We start from the raw sequence: 18,789 nt of genomic DNA on the forward strand, positions 1-18,789 counted from the left end.
GTGAATTAATCGTTACAGATAATTTAGGAGGAAATATAAAATGAACTTATTAGCTAAAACTCGTAAAATTAATGCAATGCTCCAAGCGTCTGCGGGTAAACCGGTAAACTTCAAGGAAATGGCCGATACTTTAGGGGATATTATTGATTCAAATGTATTTATCGTGAGCCGAAAAGGGAAGCTTTTAGGTTTATCTATTCATCAACAAATTGAAAATGATCGTATTAAAAAAATGTTTGAAGAACGACAATTCCCAGAAGAATATACACAAAAACTGTTTAACATTACAGAAACTTCACCGAATATTGATATTAACAGTGATTACACGGCGTTCCCTATTGAAAATAAAGATTTGTTTGCATCAGGCTTAACGACGATTGTACCAATTATCGGTGGTGGTGAACGCTTAGGAACATTAATCTTAGCTCGCATTAACGCTCCGTTTGAAGACGATGACTTAATTTTAGCTGAATACGGTGCGACGGTAGTAGGAATGGAAATCTTACGTGAAAAATCGGAAGAAATCGAAGAAGAAGCACGTTCAAAAGCAGTTGTACAAATGGCGATTAACTCATTATCGTATTCTGAATTAGAAGCAATTGAGCATATTTTTGAAGAATTAGACGGTAATGAAGGTCTATTAGTAGCTTCTAAAATTGCGGATCGTGTAGGAATTACACGTTCTGTTATCGTAAACGCATTACGTAAATTAGAATCTGCTGGTGTGATTGAATCTCGTTCTTTAGGTATGAAAGGAACGTATATTAAAGTATTAAATGATAAGTTCTTAGTAGCGTTAGCAGAAATTAAAATGAAGTAATGACTTCATTTAAGATATTTCGTTTTGAATGATAAAAGTGTAGATGAGTTCAACTTGAACGTCATCTACACTTTTATTTTGGTTAAAAATAAAGGTGTGTGGATGGTTAAGTACAGGTGAAATTTAGAGGTTAATTTTTAAAAGTGAAACTTATCTAATAGGGGGATTCACTTTGTGTGTATCTTTTGTGACAATTTCCCTCGGGTTTTGAGTAGGGCATTAAATGTTTAAAAGGGAAATAGTGTAACTAGAATGTGTCTTTGTTAATGCTCTCTTTGATGGGGAGGTGAAATTTAGTGCAAATACATAGCAGAAATTTGCAAAAAAAAAGTGAAAAATATCGTACATTATATTATTTAGTCGAAAAATATTTCGAAAAAAATGGTCTTAATTTACCAATGAAAAGCGACAAAAGGCAATAGACACTAAGGATTATATTCTTTACAATTATAGTATTGATTGGTTAAGTGTATATAATTGAAATGATTCTATATAAATGAGGTGAAAAGTTTTGGATTTATTTGGTGGAACTATTAGTAGCTTGGAAAAAGGACTTTCCTATGCAACATTAAAAAATAAAACAATCGCTCAAAATATCGCCAATGTCGACACACCTAATTACAAAGCGCAGGATGTTAGTTTTAAACAAATGCTCACACAAGCGAAACAATTAGGGGTTAATGCTTATCGTACGGATACGAGACACTATGAATTTAAGATGGAGCAATCAACACCAGGTGTGTATACCTATGAGAACTTTAGAGCACGCCATAATGGGAATGGTGTTAATATGGATGCAGAGCAAGCGAGTCTTGCGGAAAATCAAATTTACTATAATGCCCTAATTGATCGTGTAAGTGGTAAATTAAGCTCACTCAATAATGTGATTAAAGGTGGGAGATAGCAATGACAATTTTTCATAGCATGAATACGACGGCTTCCGCTCTAACTGCGCAGCGACTTCGTATGGACGTTATTTCTTCTAATATTGCAAATGTTGATACGACGCGTGCTCGTCAAGTAAATGGAGAATGGGAGCCTTATCGTAAAAAGCAAATTGTATTAACAGAGCAAGATGGGAATCGTTTTAGTAATTTTTTAAACGTTGCCATGGGTAAAACGTCCAAACAAGCTGTTGGAAATGGCGTACGCATAAAAGAGATTAAAGAAGATACAGAAACGCCGTTTAAACTTACATATGATCCAACGCATCCTGATGCGGACGAAGCAGGGTACGTTCAAACATCAAATGTAGATTTATTATCTGAAATGGTAGATTTAATATCCGCTTCTCGTTCATATGAGGCTAATGTTACAATGTTTAATGCGAATAAAGCCATGTTAACGAAAGCTTTAGAAATCGGAAAAGGGTAACTCTAAGATTAGGGGGTAAATAAAAATGGCAATTAATCCGGTATCACTGACAGTACCAACAGTGTCAAACGAATCAACAAAAATCAATGCGGTGGTAACTTCAGCCGAAGCGCAAAAAACGTTTGCCAATACGTTAAAAGAAGCGATTACTAATGTCAATGACAAGCAAATTCAATCGGATATGATGACAGAAAAATTGATTAATGGTGGAGATGTAGAGTTACATGAGGTAATGATTGCTTCCCAAAAAGCGAGCATTACACTTAATGCAACAATGGAAGTTCGCAATAAGGTGATTGAAGCCTACCAAGAGATTATGCGAATGAATGTATAATAAGGCGGTTAAAGCGAATTGTAAATTGCTAGAGCATTCACTATAACCGGAGGATTCATAATGAATGAACGTTTAACGAGAATAAAAACGGATTCGACCAATTTTTGGTCGAGTCGAACGCGAAATCAAAAAGGTGCAATAATTGGTACGTTAGTAGCGATTGTTGCATTGGCAGGGATACTTACATACTTTTCAACAAGAACAACGATGGCGCCATTATTTACTGGATTATCGCCTAGTGAAGCAGGTCAAATTACGGAGGTATTAGGTTCACAAGGAATAGTGTACGAATTAGCAAATGGAGGCACTACGGTTTTAGTACCAGAAGAGCAAGTGGACCCTCTAACAGTGTCACTAGCATCACAAGGATATCCAGAAACGGGTGCTATCAGTACATCTTTCTTCACAGAAAATGCTGGATTTGGTATGACAGATAACGAATTCAATGTCATTAAACAGGCAGCAACAGAAACAGAAATCGCAAATTTAATAAAGCGAGTGCAAGGTGTACAAGATGCTAAAGTACTGATTACTGTACCGGATGAAGGACTCTTTATAAAAGATGCTACACAGGAAGCAACGGCCTCTGTTATGCTAACGACAGAACCGGGTGTGAAGTTTACAGATGATCAAATCAAAACACTGTATAGTTTAGTAGCTAAAAGTGTTCCGAACTTAAGTACCGAAAATATTGAGATTTCCAATCAATATGCTGAATACTTTGATTTGAATTCAGCGCAAACAGGCAGTAGTTCAGCAACGCCTGAAGGACAAATGGCTATTAAAAAGCAAATTGAGCGCGATATTCAACGACAAGTCCAAAATATGCTTGGGACGATGATGGGACAAGATAAAGTAGTTGTCTCCGTCACAACAGATGTTGATTTCAAGCAAGAAAATAGAGAAGAAAATTTAGTTCAGCCAGTAGACGAAGAAAACAATGAAGGGATTGCCATTAGTGCGCAACGCATTACAGAAACCTATTCGGGAACAGGTGCAACAGCGTCTGGTGTACCAGAAGCTGAAAATGTAACAGATAATTTTACAGATTACCAAGAAGGCACTACTGGAGATGGGGAATATGAGCGCGTTGAAGAAACGATCAACAATGACGTCAATCGTATCCGTCGTGAAATTCAAGAAAGTCCGTATAAAATTCGTAATATTGGGATTCAAGTAATGGTAGAACCACCTGTTGCGGATGATCCAGCGTCTTTAGATGCAACAGTGCAAGAAGAAATTGAACAAATTTTAGCCACAATCGTACGTACTTCCATTGATAAAGAAGCAGCGAGTGATTTAACAGATGAAGACATTAATAATAATATCGTTGTTTCTGTTCAACCGTTTTACGGAAAAGAAGGAGCAGATGCTACACCAGAATCTGCTATTCCATGGTGGGCTTGGGTAGTAGGTGGTATTTTACTTGTAGCCATTGGACTTCTAGTATTCTTCATTGTACGTTCTCGTAAACGTAAAAAAGAAGAAGAAGAGTTAAATATTATCGAACAACAACAAGAATTAATTGAAGTAGACGATATTTCAGAGGAAAAAGAGACTGAAGCAACCGTACGCCGTAAACAGCTTGAAAAAATGGCAAAGGACAAGCCAGAAGATTTCGCGAAGCTATTGCGTAGTTGGATTGCAGAAGATTAATAGGAGGTTCGCCTGTGTCCAAGAAAGATAAAGAGTTATCAGGAAAGCAAAAAGCAGCTTTGCTGTTAATTTCTCTAGGACCGGAAGTTTCGGCTTCTGTGTACAAACACTTAAGCGAAGAAGAAATTGAGCGCTTAACACTTGAAATTTCAAGTGTTAAAAAAGTCGAATCTACCGTCAAGGAGAACATTATTGAAGAATTTCATAATATTGCCTTGGCGCAAGATTATATTACACAGGGCGGTATCGGCTATGCGAAAACCGTTTTAGAAAAAGCGCTTGGTACAGATCAAGCACAAGCAATTTTAAATCGTTTAACATCTTCTTTACAAGTGCGTCCATTTGATTTTGCACGTAAAGCAGATCCATCACAAATTTTTAACTTTATTCAAAATGAACACCCACAAACGATTGCGCTTATTTTATCGTATTTAGATCCAACTCAAGCGGGGATTATTTTATCCTCGCTTCCGCAAGAGGTGCAAGCAGATATTGCGAAGCGTATTGCAGTAATGGATTCAACATCGCCAGAAGTGATTAGTGAAATCGAATCCGTATTAGAACGAAAACTCTCTTCTACTGTAACGCAAGATTACACAGAAACAGGTGGTATCGATGCAGTCGTGGAAGTGTTAAATGGTGTAGATCGTCAAACGGAAAAAACGATTCTCGATGCACTCGAAATTCAAGATCCAGAGCTAGCAGAAGAAATCAAAAAGCGTATGTTCGTATTCGAAGATATTGTTACACTGGATAATCGTTCCATTCAACGTGTTATTCGCGATTGTGAAAATGAAGACTTATTATTATCAATGAAAGTTTCTAGTGATGAAGTAAAAGAAATTATTTTCCGTAACATGTCACAACGAATGGCAGAAACATTCCGTGAAGAGATGGAAATTATGGGACCGGTTCGACTGCGCGATGTGGAAGAAGCCCAATCTCGTATTGTAGCGGTTATTCGACGTCTAGAGGATGCAGGAGAGATTATTATCGCGCGTGGTGGAGGAGATGACGTCATTGTCTAGAATCATCCGCAGCATGCAAGCAAAACAGGTTGAAGAAAAGGAAATACAAATTCAATCATTTCACTTTTTTCAACCTGAACGTGTAGAGGAATTTGAGCATATAGAAGAAGAGCTTGAAGTGACACGTGAACAAATTTTAGCTGAACGCGATCAGTTATTAGCTGATGGGCGTCAGCAACTTGAATTAGAGCAGCAACAGTTTGAACAGTTTCGCCAAGAGCAGTTGCAGACAATTGAAGAATTGAAGCAAATGTGGGAAGAGGAAAAGTTGGTATTGCAACAACAAGCATATGAGGAGAGCTTCGCACAAGGATATGAGGAAGGCATCCGAAAAGCAAATGCGGATATGCAGCAAGCGTTACAAACGGCAAATGAAGCGATGGCAAACGCACAGATAAATGCGGATAAATATATTGAATCGCAAGAGGCAGTTATTTTAGAGTTAGGTTTAACGGCAGCAGAGCGCATTTTAAATACGGTGCTGGAGCGCGATGATGAAGCATTTGTCTCCATTGTAAAATGTGGTTTGAAAGAAGCGCGTGAAATGAAAGAAATTAAAATTTATGTAGCGCCACACTATCACAGCATTGTCTCGAAAAATCGTGATGAACTTGCTGAAATGTTCCCAACAGATGTACCGTTTATGATTTTTGTCAATGAGGACTTATCAAGTACAGAGAGCTATATTGAAACAAATCATGGACGTATCGTTGTATCGCTTGATACGCAATTAAACGAACTTCGACTAAAGCTTCGAGAAATTTTAGATAGTAAGGAATGATCGCATGCGAGCGGCCCAATTAATCGAACATATTCCCAATATATCGACCTTTAAAAAATTTGGTAAAGTTACCCGCGTTGTTGGCTTGATGATTGAATCACAAGGCCCTGAGAGCTCTATTGGCGATGTGTGTAAAATACACGTCAATTCATCAACAAATGGTCATCAAATTATTTTAGCTGAAGTTGTTGGCTTTAAAGATGAGATTGTTGTGCTAATGCCCTATTCGTCTTTGCGAGAAATTTCAATCGGTTGTTTAGTGGAAGGAACAGGGAAGCCTTTAGAAATAAAAGTTGGACCTGAACTAATTGGGAAAGTGTTAGACTCAATGGGTGAGCCGTTTGATGGGTATGCATTACCTCGCGGACTTGTTTCAGTCCCGACTGAAAAAGACCCACCTAATCCAATGACACGCCCGCCTATTACAGCGCAACTAGAGGTCGGTGTCAAAGCGATTGATGGGATGCTGACAGTAGGGAGCGGTCAACGTGTCGGGATATTTGCCGGTTCAGGTGTCGGGAAAAGTACACTTTTAGGCATGATTGCTCGCAATACAAAAGCGGATATTAATGTGATCGCACTTGTTGGAGAGCGTGGGCGTGAGGTACGTGAGTTTATCGAGCGCGACCTCGGTCCAGAAGGCCTAAGTCGGTCAATTGTTGTAGCGGCTACGAGTGATCAGCCGGCTTTAATGCGGATTAAAGCTGCCTTTACTGCCACTGCCATTGCTGAATATTTTCGTGATCGAGGCATGAATGTCATGCTAATGATGGACTCTGTAACACGTGTTGCAATGGCCCAACGAGAAATTGGCCTAGCAGTAGGGGAACCACCTGCTACTAGAGGGTATACGCCATCTGTATTTGCTATTTTACCAACGCTACTTGAACGTACGGGGACAAACTTAGAAGGGGCCATTACCGCCTTTTATACCGTTCTTGTCGATGGAGATGATATGAATGAACCAATTGCTGACGCTGTACGGGGGATTTTGGATGGGCATATCGTACTCGACCGTACACTCGCAAATAAGGGGCAATATCCAGCCATTAATATCCTCAAAAGCGTTAGTCGTCTCATGAATCATATTGCAACGCCTGAGCATACAACGGCAGCCGCTCGTTTACGTGAAATGTACTATACATATTCAAAGTCGGAGGACTTAATTAATATTGGTGCATACAAACGTGGAACGTCTAGAGAAATTGATGAAGCAATGCATTATGAACCACTCATTACAAACTTTTTAAAGCAAGGGTTTAAAGATAAAGTTTCTTTTGAACAAACAGTCGATGAGATCATTGCATTATCGAATGGTGGTGCGAAATAATGCTACGATATAGTTATCGATTTGAGCAAATTTTAACTGTTCGCGAACAAGAAAAAAATGAAACAGAAATGGCTTATAAAGAATCTGTTCGCTCTTTTGAAGAAATTGCAACAAAACTTTATGAATTATTGAAGAAAAAAGAAGATTTAGTGGCGTTTCAACAAGAGCGCTTGCAAGTGGGCTCTTCCATTGATGAAATTAGTCATTATGCGCGGTTTATCGATAGCATGGAGAAAACGATTGAAGATGTGCAACAAAAGGTCGGGCAAGCACGAGCAAAAATGAATTGGCATGAGCAAAAATTATTAGAAAAAAACTTGGAAGTACGTAAATATGAAAAAATGCGTGAAAAAGATTTCGAAGCATTTAGGGAAGAACAAAATCGTTTAGAAACGATTCAATTAGATGAAATGGCCACCCTTACGTACAACAAAAGAGAAATTAGGTGATGGCATGGCGAAGAACGATGTCGAGAAAATAGAAGAAGTCGAGGTACAAGAGAAGAACCCAGGTTTTTTTCAAAAGTTATTTTTCTGGTTTCTAATTCCGTTAGTGTTTGCACTAGCAATTTTCTTAATCATCGCACATTTTACGAATACAAATGTGTTTCAAATAGCTGATAGCATGAAAGATAAAATTCCGTTTATTTCTTCAAAAGAAGAAATTGTAGAAAATCCGTCATTAAATGAAGAAAAAATTGTGACACTACAAGCAGAAATTCAAGAAAAAGAGGCGGAGATTGTACAGTTGCAATCAGAAATCGAGTCGGCTACAGCAACGAATGAGGAATTGTTAATTGAACAAGAACGTCTTCTTGCTGAAATTGAACAATTAAAACGTGTGCAAGAAGAAGCAGCATTAGAATTTAAAGAAATTTTAAAGACGTATGAGAATATGTCAGCGAAGAAAGCTGCCCCTATTTTAACGCAGATGAGTGAATCCGAAGCGTTACGTATTATGTCCAATATGAAGTCGGATACGTTAATGGCTATTTTTGAAAAAATGGATCCGGCAGACGCTGCTCGTTTTACGGAATTATTATCACAGGAGTAAAAGGAGGTGAAACAAAATAATGGATATCGCACTATTACAAATGGCACAAACACGTATAAATAATACGAAGCAAACTGAAATGACATCAAGCGCTAGTAATAAACAAAAATCGAACTCTTTTGACAAGGTGTTTAATGACACAATGTCAGCAACACAAGCCCCATCACAGCAAAAGCAAACAGAGCCTGTTGAAGAAGCAACGAAAGAGGTAACAGAAGTTGTGGAAGCAGAGACACTAGAAGAAGTGTTTGCAGCACTAGGTATTGTACACGATGAAGGGGGAATGTTTGCGGAAATTGATGGTCAGCTAATTCCGATTGAAGAAATGATGAATGTAGAAGATTTGACCGCTGCATTAGGAATCACGACAGAGGAGTTAGAAGCCATCATCCAACAACTTCTTGGCGAAGAAATGCCAATGGATGATGTATGGGCAATACTCGAACAATCACCAGCATTACTGGCCCAAGTATCGTCGGTTTTACAAGGTGAAAATCACAGTGTGACACCTAAAGAAGCAACAAAAATAGTGGAGTTTTTAAAGCTGGCACAAATGATTGGCATGAAATCAGATACAGTGTATCAGCAGGAATTTCAATTAAGCCAAACGAAAGATGTATTACAATCATTAGTAGCGCAATTACAGCTTGCAACACAGCAAGAAACAGGAAAGACGACAACATTCCAACAAGTCGTAAAGCAAGAAACAGGAAAGACAGCAACATCCCAACAAGTCGCACAACAATTGTCTCAAACAGTTGTCAAGCAGGAAACAGATACAGCACAAGTAAATGGTAATCAACAAACGGCAACGGTCACAACAAAAACCGTGACGGTGACACTACCAGCAGAGCGTTCAGCACAGTCCGAAGCATTAGCAAAGGAAATTCAAAACTTACTTAACCGTAGCCAACTGTCAAATAATCAAGGAACGATGCGTCTTGTCTTAAAATTATTCCCTGAGAATTTAGGGCAAATTCGTATTGAGTTAGTACAAAAAGATGGCTTAATGCACGCGCGTTTACTTGCAACGACTGCTGTAGGAAAAGAGCTACTTGACTCGAATTTAAATCAATTAAAATCAGCTTTTGTCGCTCAAAACATCCAAATGGAGCGGATTGATGTAGCACAGTCCCTTCAAGATGCAGAGCGCAACACACGCGACCAAAACTTCTTTAATAATTTCTTCCGCCAGCAACAGGAGGAACAAGAAGAACAGAAAGATAACGATGAAGAGAAGCAGTCATTTAGCGAATTTTTAACCGAAGAATTTTTCGCTGAGGAGGTGTAACAATGACTTCAGGTTCAACTTTAAGTTCGAATGCAGATGTAACTAAAACGACAAAGGGCATTACAAATGATTATTATTTAAATACATCAAAATATAAGTATACAACAGAATCTGATAATAGCACTTTGGGAAAAGATGCATTTTTACACATTCTAATTGCCCAATTACAAAATCAAGATCCAACAAATCCAATGGATGACCGTGAGTTTATCGCCCAAATGGCACAGTTCTCTTCTTTAGAGCAAATGCAGAATATGACAAAAGCAATGGAAGCGCTATTAATGTCGCAAAGAGAAACGCAATTAATGTCCTATACATCTTTTGTTGGAAAAGAAGTAAAATGGCATGAGTTATCAGAAGAAGAAGTAGATGAAAAAGGGGATCCAATAGTAGTAGAAGGAACAGGTGTTATAACGGAAGTTAAATTTAAAGATGGTGCACCTATTTTCGTCTTAGATAGTGGAAAAGAAATTTCTGCTGGACATATTTCAGCTATTTTAGGTGAAAAAGAAACGGGTTCCTCTACAGGGGAAAATCCTTTTGTGCAAGCTAGTCAATTAATTGGAAAGACCGTGCAATACAATTCAAATGGTGAGTCAGTCCAAGCTATGATTGAAGCGATTACAACGAAGAATGGCGTGATTGAGTATATTTTAAACAACGGTACTCGATTAACAAAAGAGCAATTTGAAGTCGTATCAGAAACAGAAAATACGGAAACAGAGCAAGATGAAGATGTAGAAGATACAACAGATTCAACTGAGCAAACACAGGAATAGGGTAGGGACGCTTATGATGAATAAAATTACTATTCAACATGTTCCGTTTCGTCCAGCGTTAACGCCGAAGCACAATGTCCAGGAAACGCAAATTAAGTCATTTCATGAACATTTTAGACAGGCACAGCAAGAGCTGAAAATTAGCAAGCATGCTTCTGAACGGATGCAGGAGCGGAATATTGAGATTTCGGAAGCAGAGTGGCAAGAAGTAACGGATAGAGTGTTTGAAGCGCGAGATAAAGGTGTCAAGCAACCGTTAGTATTAATGGAGCAAGCCGCACTGATTGTGAGTGCAAAAAATGCAACCGTTATTACGGCTATGGATCGTTACGAAACGAAATCGCAATTATTTACAAATATTGATGGAACAATCGTACTCTAAGGCAGGACCTTAAAAGGATGCCTCATATCGCTGACTGATTGACGCGATATTTTCAAATTAGAAGGGAGAACGACATTTATGTTACGTTCAATGTACTCAGGTATTTCAGGTTTAAAAAACTTTCAAACAAAATTAGATGTAATTGGTAACAATATTTCCAATGTGAATACACACGGATTTAAAAAGGGGCGTGTTATTTTTAAAGATTTAATTTCTCAAACACAATCAGGTGCAACAGGTCCAACATTATCAGTCGGTGGTGTTAATGCCAAACAAGTAGGTCTTGGTACTACATTAGCGGCCATTGACACTGTACATGGTACAGGTTCAATGCAATACACAGGTCGTACATTGGATGTAGCGATTCAAGGTGAGGGCTTCTTCATGGTTGCTGAATCTGAAGGTACAGACGCAACTACGAAAGCTGAATTTAGTAATGTTAAATATACTCGTGCAGGTAATTTTTATATGGATAAAAACGGATATTTGGTAAACGGGGACGGCTACTATTTGGTTGGGGCATCTGCTGCGGATGGTAATCCTTCAGCAGCAAATGATGCTTATCCTGCTTATCCAGATTTACAAGCAGGGGATACGTATAATATTTACGATCCAACAAATGCTGGCCAGTCAATTATGACAATTGATCCAGCAACGGGTGTTGTAGATTTAGCAATTGCAGGTTCGAGTAGTGGTGCTGCTCAGCCAATTCATATCCCTACAACTGCACAAAGTATGAGTATTGGTGAAGATGGTACAGTAACATTTACTGACTCAGAAGGTGTTTTAAGATGGGCAGGACAGTTAGTATTAGCAAAATTCCCGAACGCTGGTGGTTTAGAGAAAACAGGGAACAATTATTATAGCGAAACAGCAAACTCAGGTACGCCTTTAGCTAGCATTCCATCAGAAGAAGGTATTGGGAAGTCAGTATCAAGTACACTTGAAATGTCCAACGTAGACCTTTCTGAAGAATTCACAGAAATGATCGTTGCGCAACGTGGGTTCCAGGCAAACTCTCGTATCATTACAACTTCAGATGAAATTTTACAAGAGCTTGTTAACTTAAAACGTTAATTTTATAGATTTATAAATTCATTGCAAAGGAGGGTCGGGCCGGCTCTCGTGGCAGGTCCGGCCCCTTACAATGATTGAAGTTACTCGCCTTAATGGCAAAGCGTTTTCGTTAAATGCTTTATACATAGAAACAGTCGAAGCTTTTCCGGACACAACGATAACGCTAACGACTGGGCGTAAGTTTATCGTGTTAGAATCTGAAACAGAGGTGCGTGAGCGGATAAAATCGTTTTACAGACAAATACAAATTCTATCAAATCCGCATCTACGAGGTGAAGAAGATGAAGAAGAATAAACTGTTGACAATTATGCTCATCATTATAGCGGCACTTGCTTTAGTTGGTGTGATTGCCTTTGTTCTGTTAACACAGTTAAATAAGGAACCAGAAGTGAAGGAAACTTCAATTGAAGAAGTTTTACTCGCATCTGTTGATATTCCTGAAATTAGAACAAATTTAGCAGATGGCCACTATGCGGTTTTACAACTCAAAATTCAAACAGAAAGTGAAGATGCAGCAACGGAATTAACACAACGCATCTTCCAAGTAAATAATATTGTTATTCAAGAGCTATCTGAAATGACACAAGAGGATTTACAAGGTAAGCAAGGGAAAATCTTATTTGAAAAGGCCATTAAGGCAAAAATGAATGAATTGATGCAAGAAGGGGAAGTACAACAAGTTTACATTACCTCCTTCATCATTCAATAACTAGAAATAGGTTGAAAGAGGAGGTGGGCAAATGGCAGGAGATGTGCTTTCCCAATCCGAAATTGATGCGCTGCTGTCAGCGATATCGACTGGGGAAATGTCAGCTGATGAAATGAAAAAAGAAGATGAAGTAAAAAAGGTCAAAGTATATGATTTTAAACGCGCTCTTCGTTTTTCAAAAGATCAAATTCGAAGTTTAACTCGTATTCACGAAAACTTCGCACGGTTACTTACGACATTTTTCTCGGCGCAGCTTAGAACATATGTCCAAATTACAGTTGCTTCGGTTGACCAAATTCCATTTGAAGAATTTGTTCGATCGATTCCGAATATGACATTAATAAATGTATTTGAAGTACCGCCGTTAGATGGTAATATTTTAATGGAGATTAACCCGAATATTGCCTATTCGATGTTAGATCGATTAATGGGAGGAACAGGCGCAAGTCATAGTAACGTTGACAACTTAACTGAAATTGAAACGAAGATTATGACAAATTTATTTGAGCGCTCATTTGATAACTTACGAGAAGCATGGGAAAATATAGTGGAAATTGATCCGATGTTAATTGAGCTGGAAGTAAATCCACAATTCTTACAAATGATCTCACCGAATGAAACGGTTGTTGTCATTTCACTTAATACAATTATTGGTGAGACGACGGGGATGATTAATATTTGTTTACCACACGTAGTACTAGAGCCGATTGTACCAAATTTATCGGTACGCTACTGGATGCAAACGAATACGAAAGAAATGTCACCTGAGCAAGTCAAGATGCTTGAAAATAGAGTGAAACAGTCTACATTACCGGTAGTGGCGGAGTTGGGAACTACTTCTATTTCAGTTGAGGATTTTCTTACAATGAATATAGGGGATGTTATTGAATTAGATCAAAAAATAACAGATCCACTTATTCTTAAAGTAGGAACTTTACCCAAATTTACTGTGCAGCCAGGTAAGTTAAATAAAAAAATGGCCATTCAAGTAATCGACCCGGTAAAAGGAGGAGACGACGATGATGAGTGATGAAATGCTCTCCCAAGAAGAAATCGAAGCCTTATTAAGAGGCGAAACATTAGAAGATAGATTAACAGATACAGTGACAAATGAAACGGCTGAAGATAGTATAATTATCATGGAGGATTATTTAAGTCCACTGGAACAGGATGCACTTGGAGAAGTGGGCAATATTTCTTTTGGTAGCTCAGCAACTGCACTATCAGCTCTACTAGGGCAAAAAGTAGATATTACAACACCTAGCCTTAGCATGATCAATCGTAATAAACTAGAAGAGGAGTTCCCTCATCCGTACGTAGCGATACAGGTGGAATATACGGTCGGATTAACAGGTATGAATCTGCTAGTAATCAAGCAATCCGATGCTGCGATTATCGCAGACTTAATGCTCGGTGGGGACGGTTTAAATCCAAAACCGGAACTAGGCGAAATTCAATTGAGTGCGGTACAAGAGGCAATGAACCAAATGATGGGCTCTGCGGCAACATCAATGTCTACTGTATTTAATCAAAAGGTCGATATTTCTCCACCAACGATTGATTTAATGAATATTTCTAAAAATGAAGGGCGAGACAATATCCCTGATGACGATTTACTCGTGAAGATTTCATTTAGATTACGTATCGGTGAGTTAATCGATTCAAATTTAATGCAATTATTACCTTTAAACTTTAGTAAAAAAATAGTAAAGTCATTATTGGGGGAGAGTGAGGAAGAGTTAGCGCCGACCGCTATTGCTGAACCGGCACCTCAACCGGCTGCAACTAGCCAGCCACAGCCAACACCTCAAGCATCTCCTGTACAGCAGCCAATGTATGAGCAACCAATGATGCAGCAAGTACCGCCGCAACCAATGTATGAGCAACCAATGATGCAGCAAGTACCACAGCAGCCAATGTATGCTCAGCCATCAGCTGCACCTGTATATCAACAGCCGATGTATGCGCCACCACAGCAGCCAGTGAATGTTCAACCAGCACAGTTTGCGAGCTTCCAACCACCAAATATTTCGCAAGCTGAAGCGCGTAATTTAAATATGCTGTTAGATATTCCATTGCAAGTATCGGTAGAACTAGGACGTACAAAGCGTTCCGTGAAAGAAATTTTAGAGTTATCCAGTGGCTCCATTATTGAATTAGATAAGCTTGCTGGTGAGCCTGTTGACATTCTAGTTAATAACCGTTTAATTGCAAAAGGTGAAGTAGTGGTAATTGATGAAAACTTCGGTGTTCGTATTACAGATATTTTAAGTCAAACGGAGCGCTTAAATAATTTAAGATAGTACTAAATTGGAGGAATCTTACTATGTCTAAAAAGATTTTAATTGTTGACGACGCAGCGTTCATGCGTATGATGATCAAAGATATTTTAACGAAAAATGGCTTTGATGTAGTCGGTGAAGCCGCAGATGGTGCACAAGCAGTAGAGAAGTATAATGAGGTGCGTCCAGATTTAGTAACAATGGATATTACAATGCCTGAAATGGATGGCATCGCAGCGTTAAAAGCCATTAAAGCCTCTGATCCAAATGCAGTAGTCATTATGTGTTCAGCAATGGGACAACAAGCAATGGTTATCGATGCAATTCAAGCGGGTGCTAAAGACTTTATTGTAAAACCATTCCAAGCAGATCGCGTTATTGAAGCAATTCAAAAAGCTTTAGGTTAATAACATGCAAGTAAAGAAATCATTTTATGTAAGGATGGTTTTTGTAGTATTACTTATGTTTGTAGCATTAACCCATGTAACCGCTACTTCCTACGCAATGGTGAGTGATGAATGCTTAAAAAATCCAAGCCTTTGCGTAGATAGTGGTGAAACAGATGCCGACACAGAGAACAGTGATTCGGCGTCTGTTCGTATGGGCGCATGGGAATACATAAGAATTTTGCTATCACTAGTATTCGTACTAGGTTTATTAATTTATGTTTTACGCTTTTTAAATAAACGTAATCAAAATTATCAGCAAAACAGCATCGTGCGTAATCTTGGCGGGCATTCTGTCGGACCACAAAAATCTGTTCAATTGTTGCAAATTGGCAATCAAATTTATGTTGTGGGTGTTGGCGAAGATGTACGATTACTTCAAACAATTACTGACCCGCAAGAGATTGAGCAAATTGTAGCATTATACAATGAAAAGTATACGAATACATCTACTGCTCCGTATATTGCTGAGCTTTTTACAAAATTCAAACCACAGCGTTCTGCCAAAGTTCAGACAGAGGAATTCAATAGTATTTTAGATAAGCGTTTATCTGAAATCAAAAAAGAACGTAGTGATGAATTGGAAAGATGGAAGGAAAAGGGGAACGATAAGCAATGACAGATTTCATATCGATCTTTTCTGACACCGATCCAACCAATGTCTCTACATCGGTAAAGCTGTTAATTCTGTTAACAGTTCTTTCTTTAGCACCGAGTATATTAATTTTGATGACTTCATTTGCGCGTATTGTCATTGTGTTGTCGTTTACACGAACAGCACTTGCCACACAGCAAATGCCACCGAATCAGGTGATTATTGGTCTTGCATTGTTTTTAACGTTCTTTATTATGGCACCAACTTTTCAACAAGTGAATGAACAAGCGTTACAGCCGTTATTTGATGAGGAAATTGGTCTAGAAGAAGCATATGACCGAGCCTCTTTACCATTTAAGGAATTTATGGCAAAGCATACGAGACAAAAAGATTTAGAGTTGTTTTTAGAATACAATCAAGCAGAACGACCAGAATCCGTTGAGGCTATTCCACTAACAACGTTAATTCCAGCCTTTGCGCTAAGTGAAATAAAAACCGCTTTTCAAATGGGCTTTATGATTTTCATTCCGTTTTTAGTGATTGACATGATTGTAGCGTCTACATTAATGGCAATGGGGATGATGATGTTACCACCTGTTATGATTTCATTGCCATTTAAAATTTTATTATTCGTTCTTGTGGATGGATGGTATTTAGTAATGAAATCGCTATTACAGAGTTTTTATTAGGGGATGATATAGTATGACACAAGAAATGGTCATTTCAATTGCAGAGCGCGCCATCTTTATCGTCCTTGCTGCTTCAGGACCGCTCCTGTTGGTAGCATTAGTATCTGGTTTAGCAGTGAGTATTTTTCAAGCGACAACGTCAATCCAAGAACAGACATTAGCGTTTGTACCTAAAATTGTTGCCGTACTCGTAGCGATCGTCTTTTTCGGTCCGTGGATGTTATCACAAATCACAAGTTATGTGCATGACATTTTAAATAATTTAGTACGTTACATAGGGTGATATAGATGGTAGAACTAGTACCAAAAATATCCGTGTTATTATTGATTTTTGTGAGAGTAGCTGCATTTTTTGTATCGATTCCGCTATTTTCTTATAAAACAATTCCCCCTCAATTGAAAATCGTCCTTGCATTTGTTTTATCGTGGATGATGTATTATACGTTTTCAATTGAGGCTTTTACGATTAATGGGGAGTACATATTACTTGTTATTAAAGAGGCGATTGTAGGTTTAACACTTGGTTTAGTCGTATATATTGTTTTTTCGGCTGTACAAATAGCTGGTGGGTTTATTGATTTCCAGATGGGATTTGCAATGGCGAATATTGTAGACCCGCAAACAGGGGCCCAAAGTCCGCTCATGGGGCAGTTTTTTAATTTCTTATTGTTACTCGTATTTTTAGCAATTAACGGCCATCACTTAGTGCTAGATGGCATTTTTTATAGTTATCAATTTTTACCACTAGATCAGTTTTTTCCGAGTTTTGGAGATGTTGAATCAGTGGAATACATTATGAAGTTATTTGTTGCGGTGTTTGCAGTTGCTTTTCAAATGTCGGCTCCAATAATTGCAACCTTATTTTTAGTTACATTAGCTTTAGGTATTACAGGAAAAACAGTGCCACAGTTAAATATTTTCGTTGTCGGCTTCCCGATTAAAATTGCGGTAGGTTTTATCCTGCTCATTATTATGATGGGGGTAATGGTAGAGGTAATGGAACGTGTGATTGAAATGGCGATAATCGGCATGCGCAATTTAATGATTGTTTTAGGTGGTTCGTAAATATGAAGCTTATTATACAGTTAGACTTACAGTTTTTCGCTGGTGAAAAAACAGAAAAAGCAACACCTAAAAAACGTCAGGATTCGCGAAAAAAAGGGCAGGTATTAAAAAGTCAAGATGTTTCAGCGGCTATTTTGTTATTGATTGTATTTTTGTTTTTATTTTTTATAGCGCCTAGTATGTTTCAAGGCATGCGTTCCTTTTTAATGCAAGCCTTATATCGAGATATGCTAATTGAAACGGTTTCAATTGAAACGGTCATGGAAATGTATGCAGATGCAATACAGGAAATGGCGTGGATTGTGCTGCCGATTATGGTTATTGCGATGGTTGCAGGTATTGGAGCAAACTATTTGCAGTTTGGATTCCTCTTTACAACAGAGACTTTGAAGTTTGATTTAAAAAAAATGGATCCTATTAAAGGGATAAAAAAAATCATTTCAGTACGGGCGATTATTAATTTAATCAAATCTTTATTGAAAGTAACTTTATTAGGGGTAGTAACATTTGCGATTATTTGGATTTATCTTGAAGAAGTGCTTGCGCTGGCTTTTAAAAGTCCATGGGAATCGCTTACGACGGTTGCTTACTTATCGGGTTTAATGGGCGTGGCCGCAGCGATTATGCTGTTATTAATCTCGATTTTGGATTATGTGTATGAGCGCTATGAATATGAGAAAAATTTAAAGATGTCGAAGCAAGATATTAAAGATGAGCATAAAAATTCGGAGGGTGACCCATTAATTAAATCTAAAATTAAACAACGTCAGCGTGAGATGGCAATGCGTCGTATGATGCAAGAAGTACCTCATGCAGATGTGGTTATTACGAACCCAACCCACTATGCGATTGCGCTGAAATATGATGAAAATAGTATGGATGCACCACGTGTAGTAGCAAAGGGAACCGATTTTGTAGCACAAAAAATTAAATTAATCGCCAAGGAACACGATGTCATTATGGTGGAAAACAGGCCACTAGCACGTGCAATGTATGACCAAGTCGAGATTGGCGAGCAAGTTCCTGAAGAATTTTTTAAAGCAGTAGCAGAAATTTTAGCGTACGTTTACCGAATGAAACGTAAAATTTAAAACACG

At 38.2% G+C, this 18,789-nt stretch carries 24 protein-coding genes; all 24 read left to right on the forward strand.

Annotated elements, in window-relative coordinates:
- Positions 1–40 precede the first annotated feature (40 nt).
- Entirely contained in the window at positions 41–820 is a 780-nt protein-coding gene (gene codY / locus AAGS61_RS00975; RefSeq protein WP_391366411.1) for a GTP-sensing pleiotropic transcriptional regulator CodY, read from the forward strand.
- A gap of 511 nt (positions 821–1,331) precedes the next feature.
- The gene (gene flgB, locus AAGS61_RS00980) at positions 1,332–1,724 is read left to right on the forward strand and encodes a flagellar basal body rod protein FlgB (RefSeq protein ID WP_391366412.1); all 393 of its coding nucleotides are present in this window, start codon (positions 1,332–1,334) and stop codon (positions 1,722–1,724) included.
- A 2-nt stretch (positions 1,725–1,726) separates the two neighbouring features.
- Positions 1,727–2,194 carry a flagellar basal body rod protein FlgC gene (flgC, locus tag AAGS61_RS00985; protein WP_391366413.1) on the forward strand — a complete coding sequence of 156 codons (468 nt, stop codon included), beginning with the start codon at positions 1,727–1,729 and terminating at the stop codon, positions 2,192–2,194.
- A 25-nt stretch (positions 2,195–2,219) separates the two neighbouring features.
- Positions 2,220–2,528: a flagellar hook-basal body complex protein FliE gene (gene fliE / locus AAGS61_RS00990; RefSeq protein ID WP_391366414.1), complete on the forward strand. Its 309-nt coding sequence runs from the start codon at positions 2,220–2,222 to the stop codon at positions 2,526–2,528.
- 60 nt (positions 2,529–2,588) lie between these two features.
- Entirely contained in the window at positions 2,589–4,184 is a 1,596-nt protein-coding gene (gene fliF, locus AAGS61_RS00995; RefSeq protein ID WP_391366415.1) for a flagellar basal-body MS-ring/collar protein FliF, read from the forward strand.
- Positions 4,185–4,198: 14 nt separating this feature from the next.
- A complete protein-coding gene (gene fliG, locus AAGS61_RS01000; RefSeq protein WP_391366416.1) occupies positions 4,199–5,212 on the forward strand; it encodes a flagellar motor switch protein FliG in 1,014 nt (337 codons plus the stop codon).
- Entirely contained in the window at positions 5,196–5,993 is a 798-nt protein-coding gene (locus AAGS61_RS01005; protein ID WP_391366417.1) for a FliH/SctL family protein, read from the forward strand. The genes fliG and AAGS61_RS01005 overlap by 17 nt, the downstream gene beginning before the upstream one ends.
- Before the next feature lie 4 nt (positions 5,994–5,997).
- Positions 5,998–7,323 (forward strand): flagellar protein export ATPase FliI, encoded by a 1,326-nt coding sequence (gene fliI / locus AAGS61_RS01010; protein WP_391366418.1) that lies wholly within the window; start codon positions 5,998–6,000, stop codon positions 7,321–7,323.
- Entirely contained in the window at positions 7,323–7,772 is a 450-nt protein-coding gene (gene fliJ, locus AAGS61_RS01015; RefSeq protein WP_391366419.1) for a flagellar export protein FliJ, read from the forward strand. The genes fliI and fliJ overlap by 1 nt, the downstream gene beginning before the upstream one ends.
- Positions 7,773–7,776: 4 nt before the next feature.
- Positions 7,777–8,376, forward strand: coding sequence for a MotE family protein (locus AAGS61_RS01020; protein WP_391366420.1), 600 nt, complete (start codon positions 7,777–7,779; stop codon positions 8,374–8,376).
- A gap of 19 nt (positions 8,377–8,395) precedes the next feature.
- Positions 8,396–9,667: a flagellar hook-length control protein FliK gene (locus AAGS61_RS01025; RefSeq protein ID WP_391366421.1), complete on the forward strand. Its 1,272-nt coding sequence runs from the start codon at positions 8,396–8,398 to the stop codon at positions 9,665–9,667.
- A 2-nt stretch (positions 9,668–9,669) separates the two neighbouring features.
- On the forward strand, positions 9,670–10,446 hold the full coding sequence (gene flgD, locus AAGS61_RS01030) for a flagellar hook assembly protein FlgD (RefSeq protein WP_391366422.1): 777 nt from the start codon (positions 9,670–9,672) through the stop codon (positions 10,444–10,446).
- A gap of 16 nt (positions 10,447–10,462) precedes the next feature.
- Positions 10,463–10,828 (forward strand): TIGR02530 family flagellar biosynthesis protein, encoded by a 366-nt coding sequence (locus AAGS61_RS01035; RefSeq protein ID WP_391366423.1) that lies wholly within the window; start codon positions 10,463–10,465, stop codon positions 10,826–10,828.
- 78 nt (positions 10,829–10,906) lie between these two features.
- Positions 10,907–11,905, forward strand: coding sequence for a flagellar basal body rod protein FlgG (gene flgG / locus AAGS61_RS01040; RefSeq protein WP_391366424.1), 999 nt, complete (start codon positions 10,907–10,909; stop codon positions 11,903–11,905).
- 70 nt (positions 11,906–11,975) lie between these two features.
- Complete coding sequence (locus AAGS61_RS01045; protein ID WP_391366425.1) at positions 11,976–12,200, forward strand: flagellar FlbD family protein; 225 nt, start codon at positions 11,976–11,978, stop codon at positions 12,198–12,200.
- On the forward strand, positions 12,187–12,615 hold the full coding sequence (gene fliL / locus AAGS61_RS01050) for a flagellar basal body-associated protein FliL (protein ID WP_391366426.1): 429 nt from the start codon (positions 12,187–12,189) through the stop codon (positions 12,613–12,615). Before AAGS61_RS01045 ends, fliL begins: the two co-directional genes overlap by 14 nt.
- 31 nt (positions 12,616–12,646) lie before the next feature.
- Complete coding sequence (fliM, locus tag AAGS61_RS01055) at positions 12,647–13,645, forward strand: flagellar motor switch protein FliM (protein WP_391366427.1); 999 nt, start codon at positions 12,647–12,649, stop codon at positions 13,643–13,645.
- Positions 13,638–14,918, forward strand: coding sequence for a flagellar motor switch phosphatase FliY (fliY, locus tag AAGS61_RS01060; protein WP_391367289.1), 1,281 nt, complete (start codon positions 13,638–13,640; stop codon positions 14,916–14,918). The genes fliM and fliY overlap by 8 nt, the downstream gene beginning before the upstream one ends.
- A gap of 23 nt (positions 14,919–14,941) precedes the next feature.
- Positions 14,942–15,304: a response regulator gene (locus AAGS61_RS01065; protein ID WP_391366428.1), complete on the forward strand. Its 363-nt coding sequence runs from the start codon at positions 14,942–14,944 to the stop codon at positions 15,302–15,304.
- Between the two features lie 55 nt (positions 15,305–15,359).
- Complete coding sequence (locus AAGS61_RS01070; RefSeq protein WP_391366429.1) at positions 15,360–15,962, forward strand: flagellar biosynthetic protein FliO; 603 nt, start codon at positions 15,360–15,362, stop codon at positions 15,960–15,962.
- On the forward strand, positions 15,959–16,627 hold the full coding sequence (gene fliP, locus AAGS61_RS01075) for a flagellar type III secretion system pore protein FliP (RefSeq protein ID WP_391366430.1): 669 nt from the start codon (positions 15,959–15,961) through the stop codon (positions 16,625–16,627). Before AAGS61_RS01070 ends, fliP begins: the two co-directional genes overlap by 4 nt.
- A gap of 13 nt (positions 16,628–16,640) precedes the next feature.
- Complete coding sequence (fliQ, locus tag AAGS61_RS01080) at positions 16,641–16,910, forward strand: flagellar biosynthesis protein FliQ (protein WP_391366431.1); 270 nt, start codon at positions 16,641–16,643, stop codon at positions 16,908–16,910.
- A gap of 5 nt (positions 16,911–16,915) precedes the next feature.
- Positions 16,916–17,692, forward strand: a complete 777-nt coding sequence (gene fliR / locus AAGS61_RS01085; RefSeq protein ID WP_391366432.1) for a flagellar biosynthetic protein FliR — start codon at positions 16,916–16,918, stop codon at positions 17,690–17,692.
- 2 nt (positions 17,693–17,694) lie between these two features.
- On the forward strand, positions 17,695–18,783 hold the full coding sequence (gene flhB, locus AAGS61_RS01090; protein ID WP_391366433.1) for a flagellar biosynthesis protein FlhB: 1,089 nt from the start codon (positions 17,695–17,697) through the stop codon (positions 18,781–18,783).
- Positions 18,784–18,789 lie beyond the last annotated feature (6 nt).

Origin of the sequence: Lysinibacillus sp. KU-BSD001 (assembly GCF_042920265.1) — a bacterium.
In the GTDB taxonomy this organism is placed as follows: Bacteria; Bacillota; Bacilli; order Bacillales_A; family Planococcaceae; genus Lysinibacillus_B.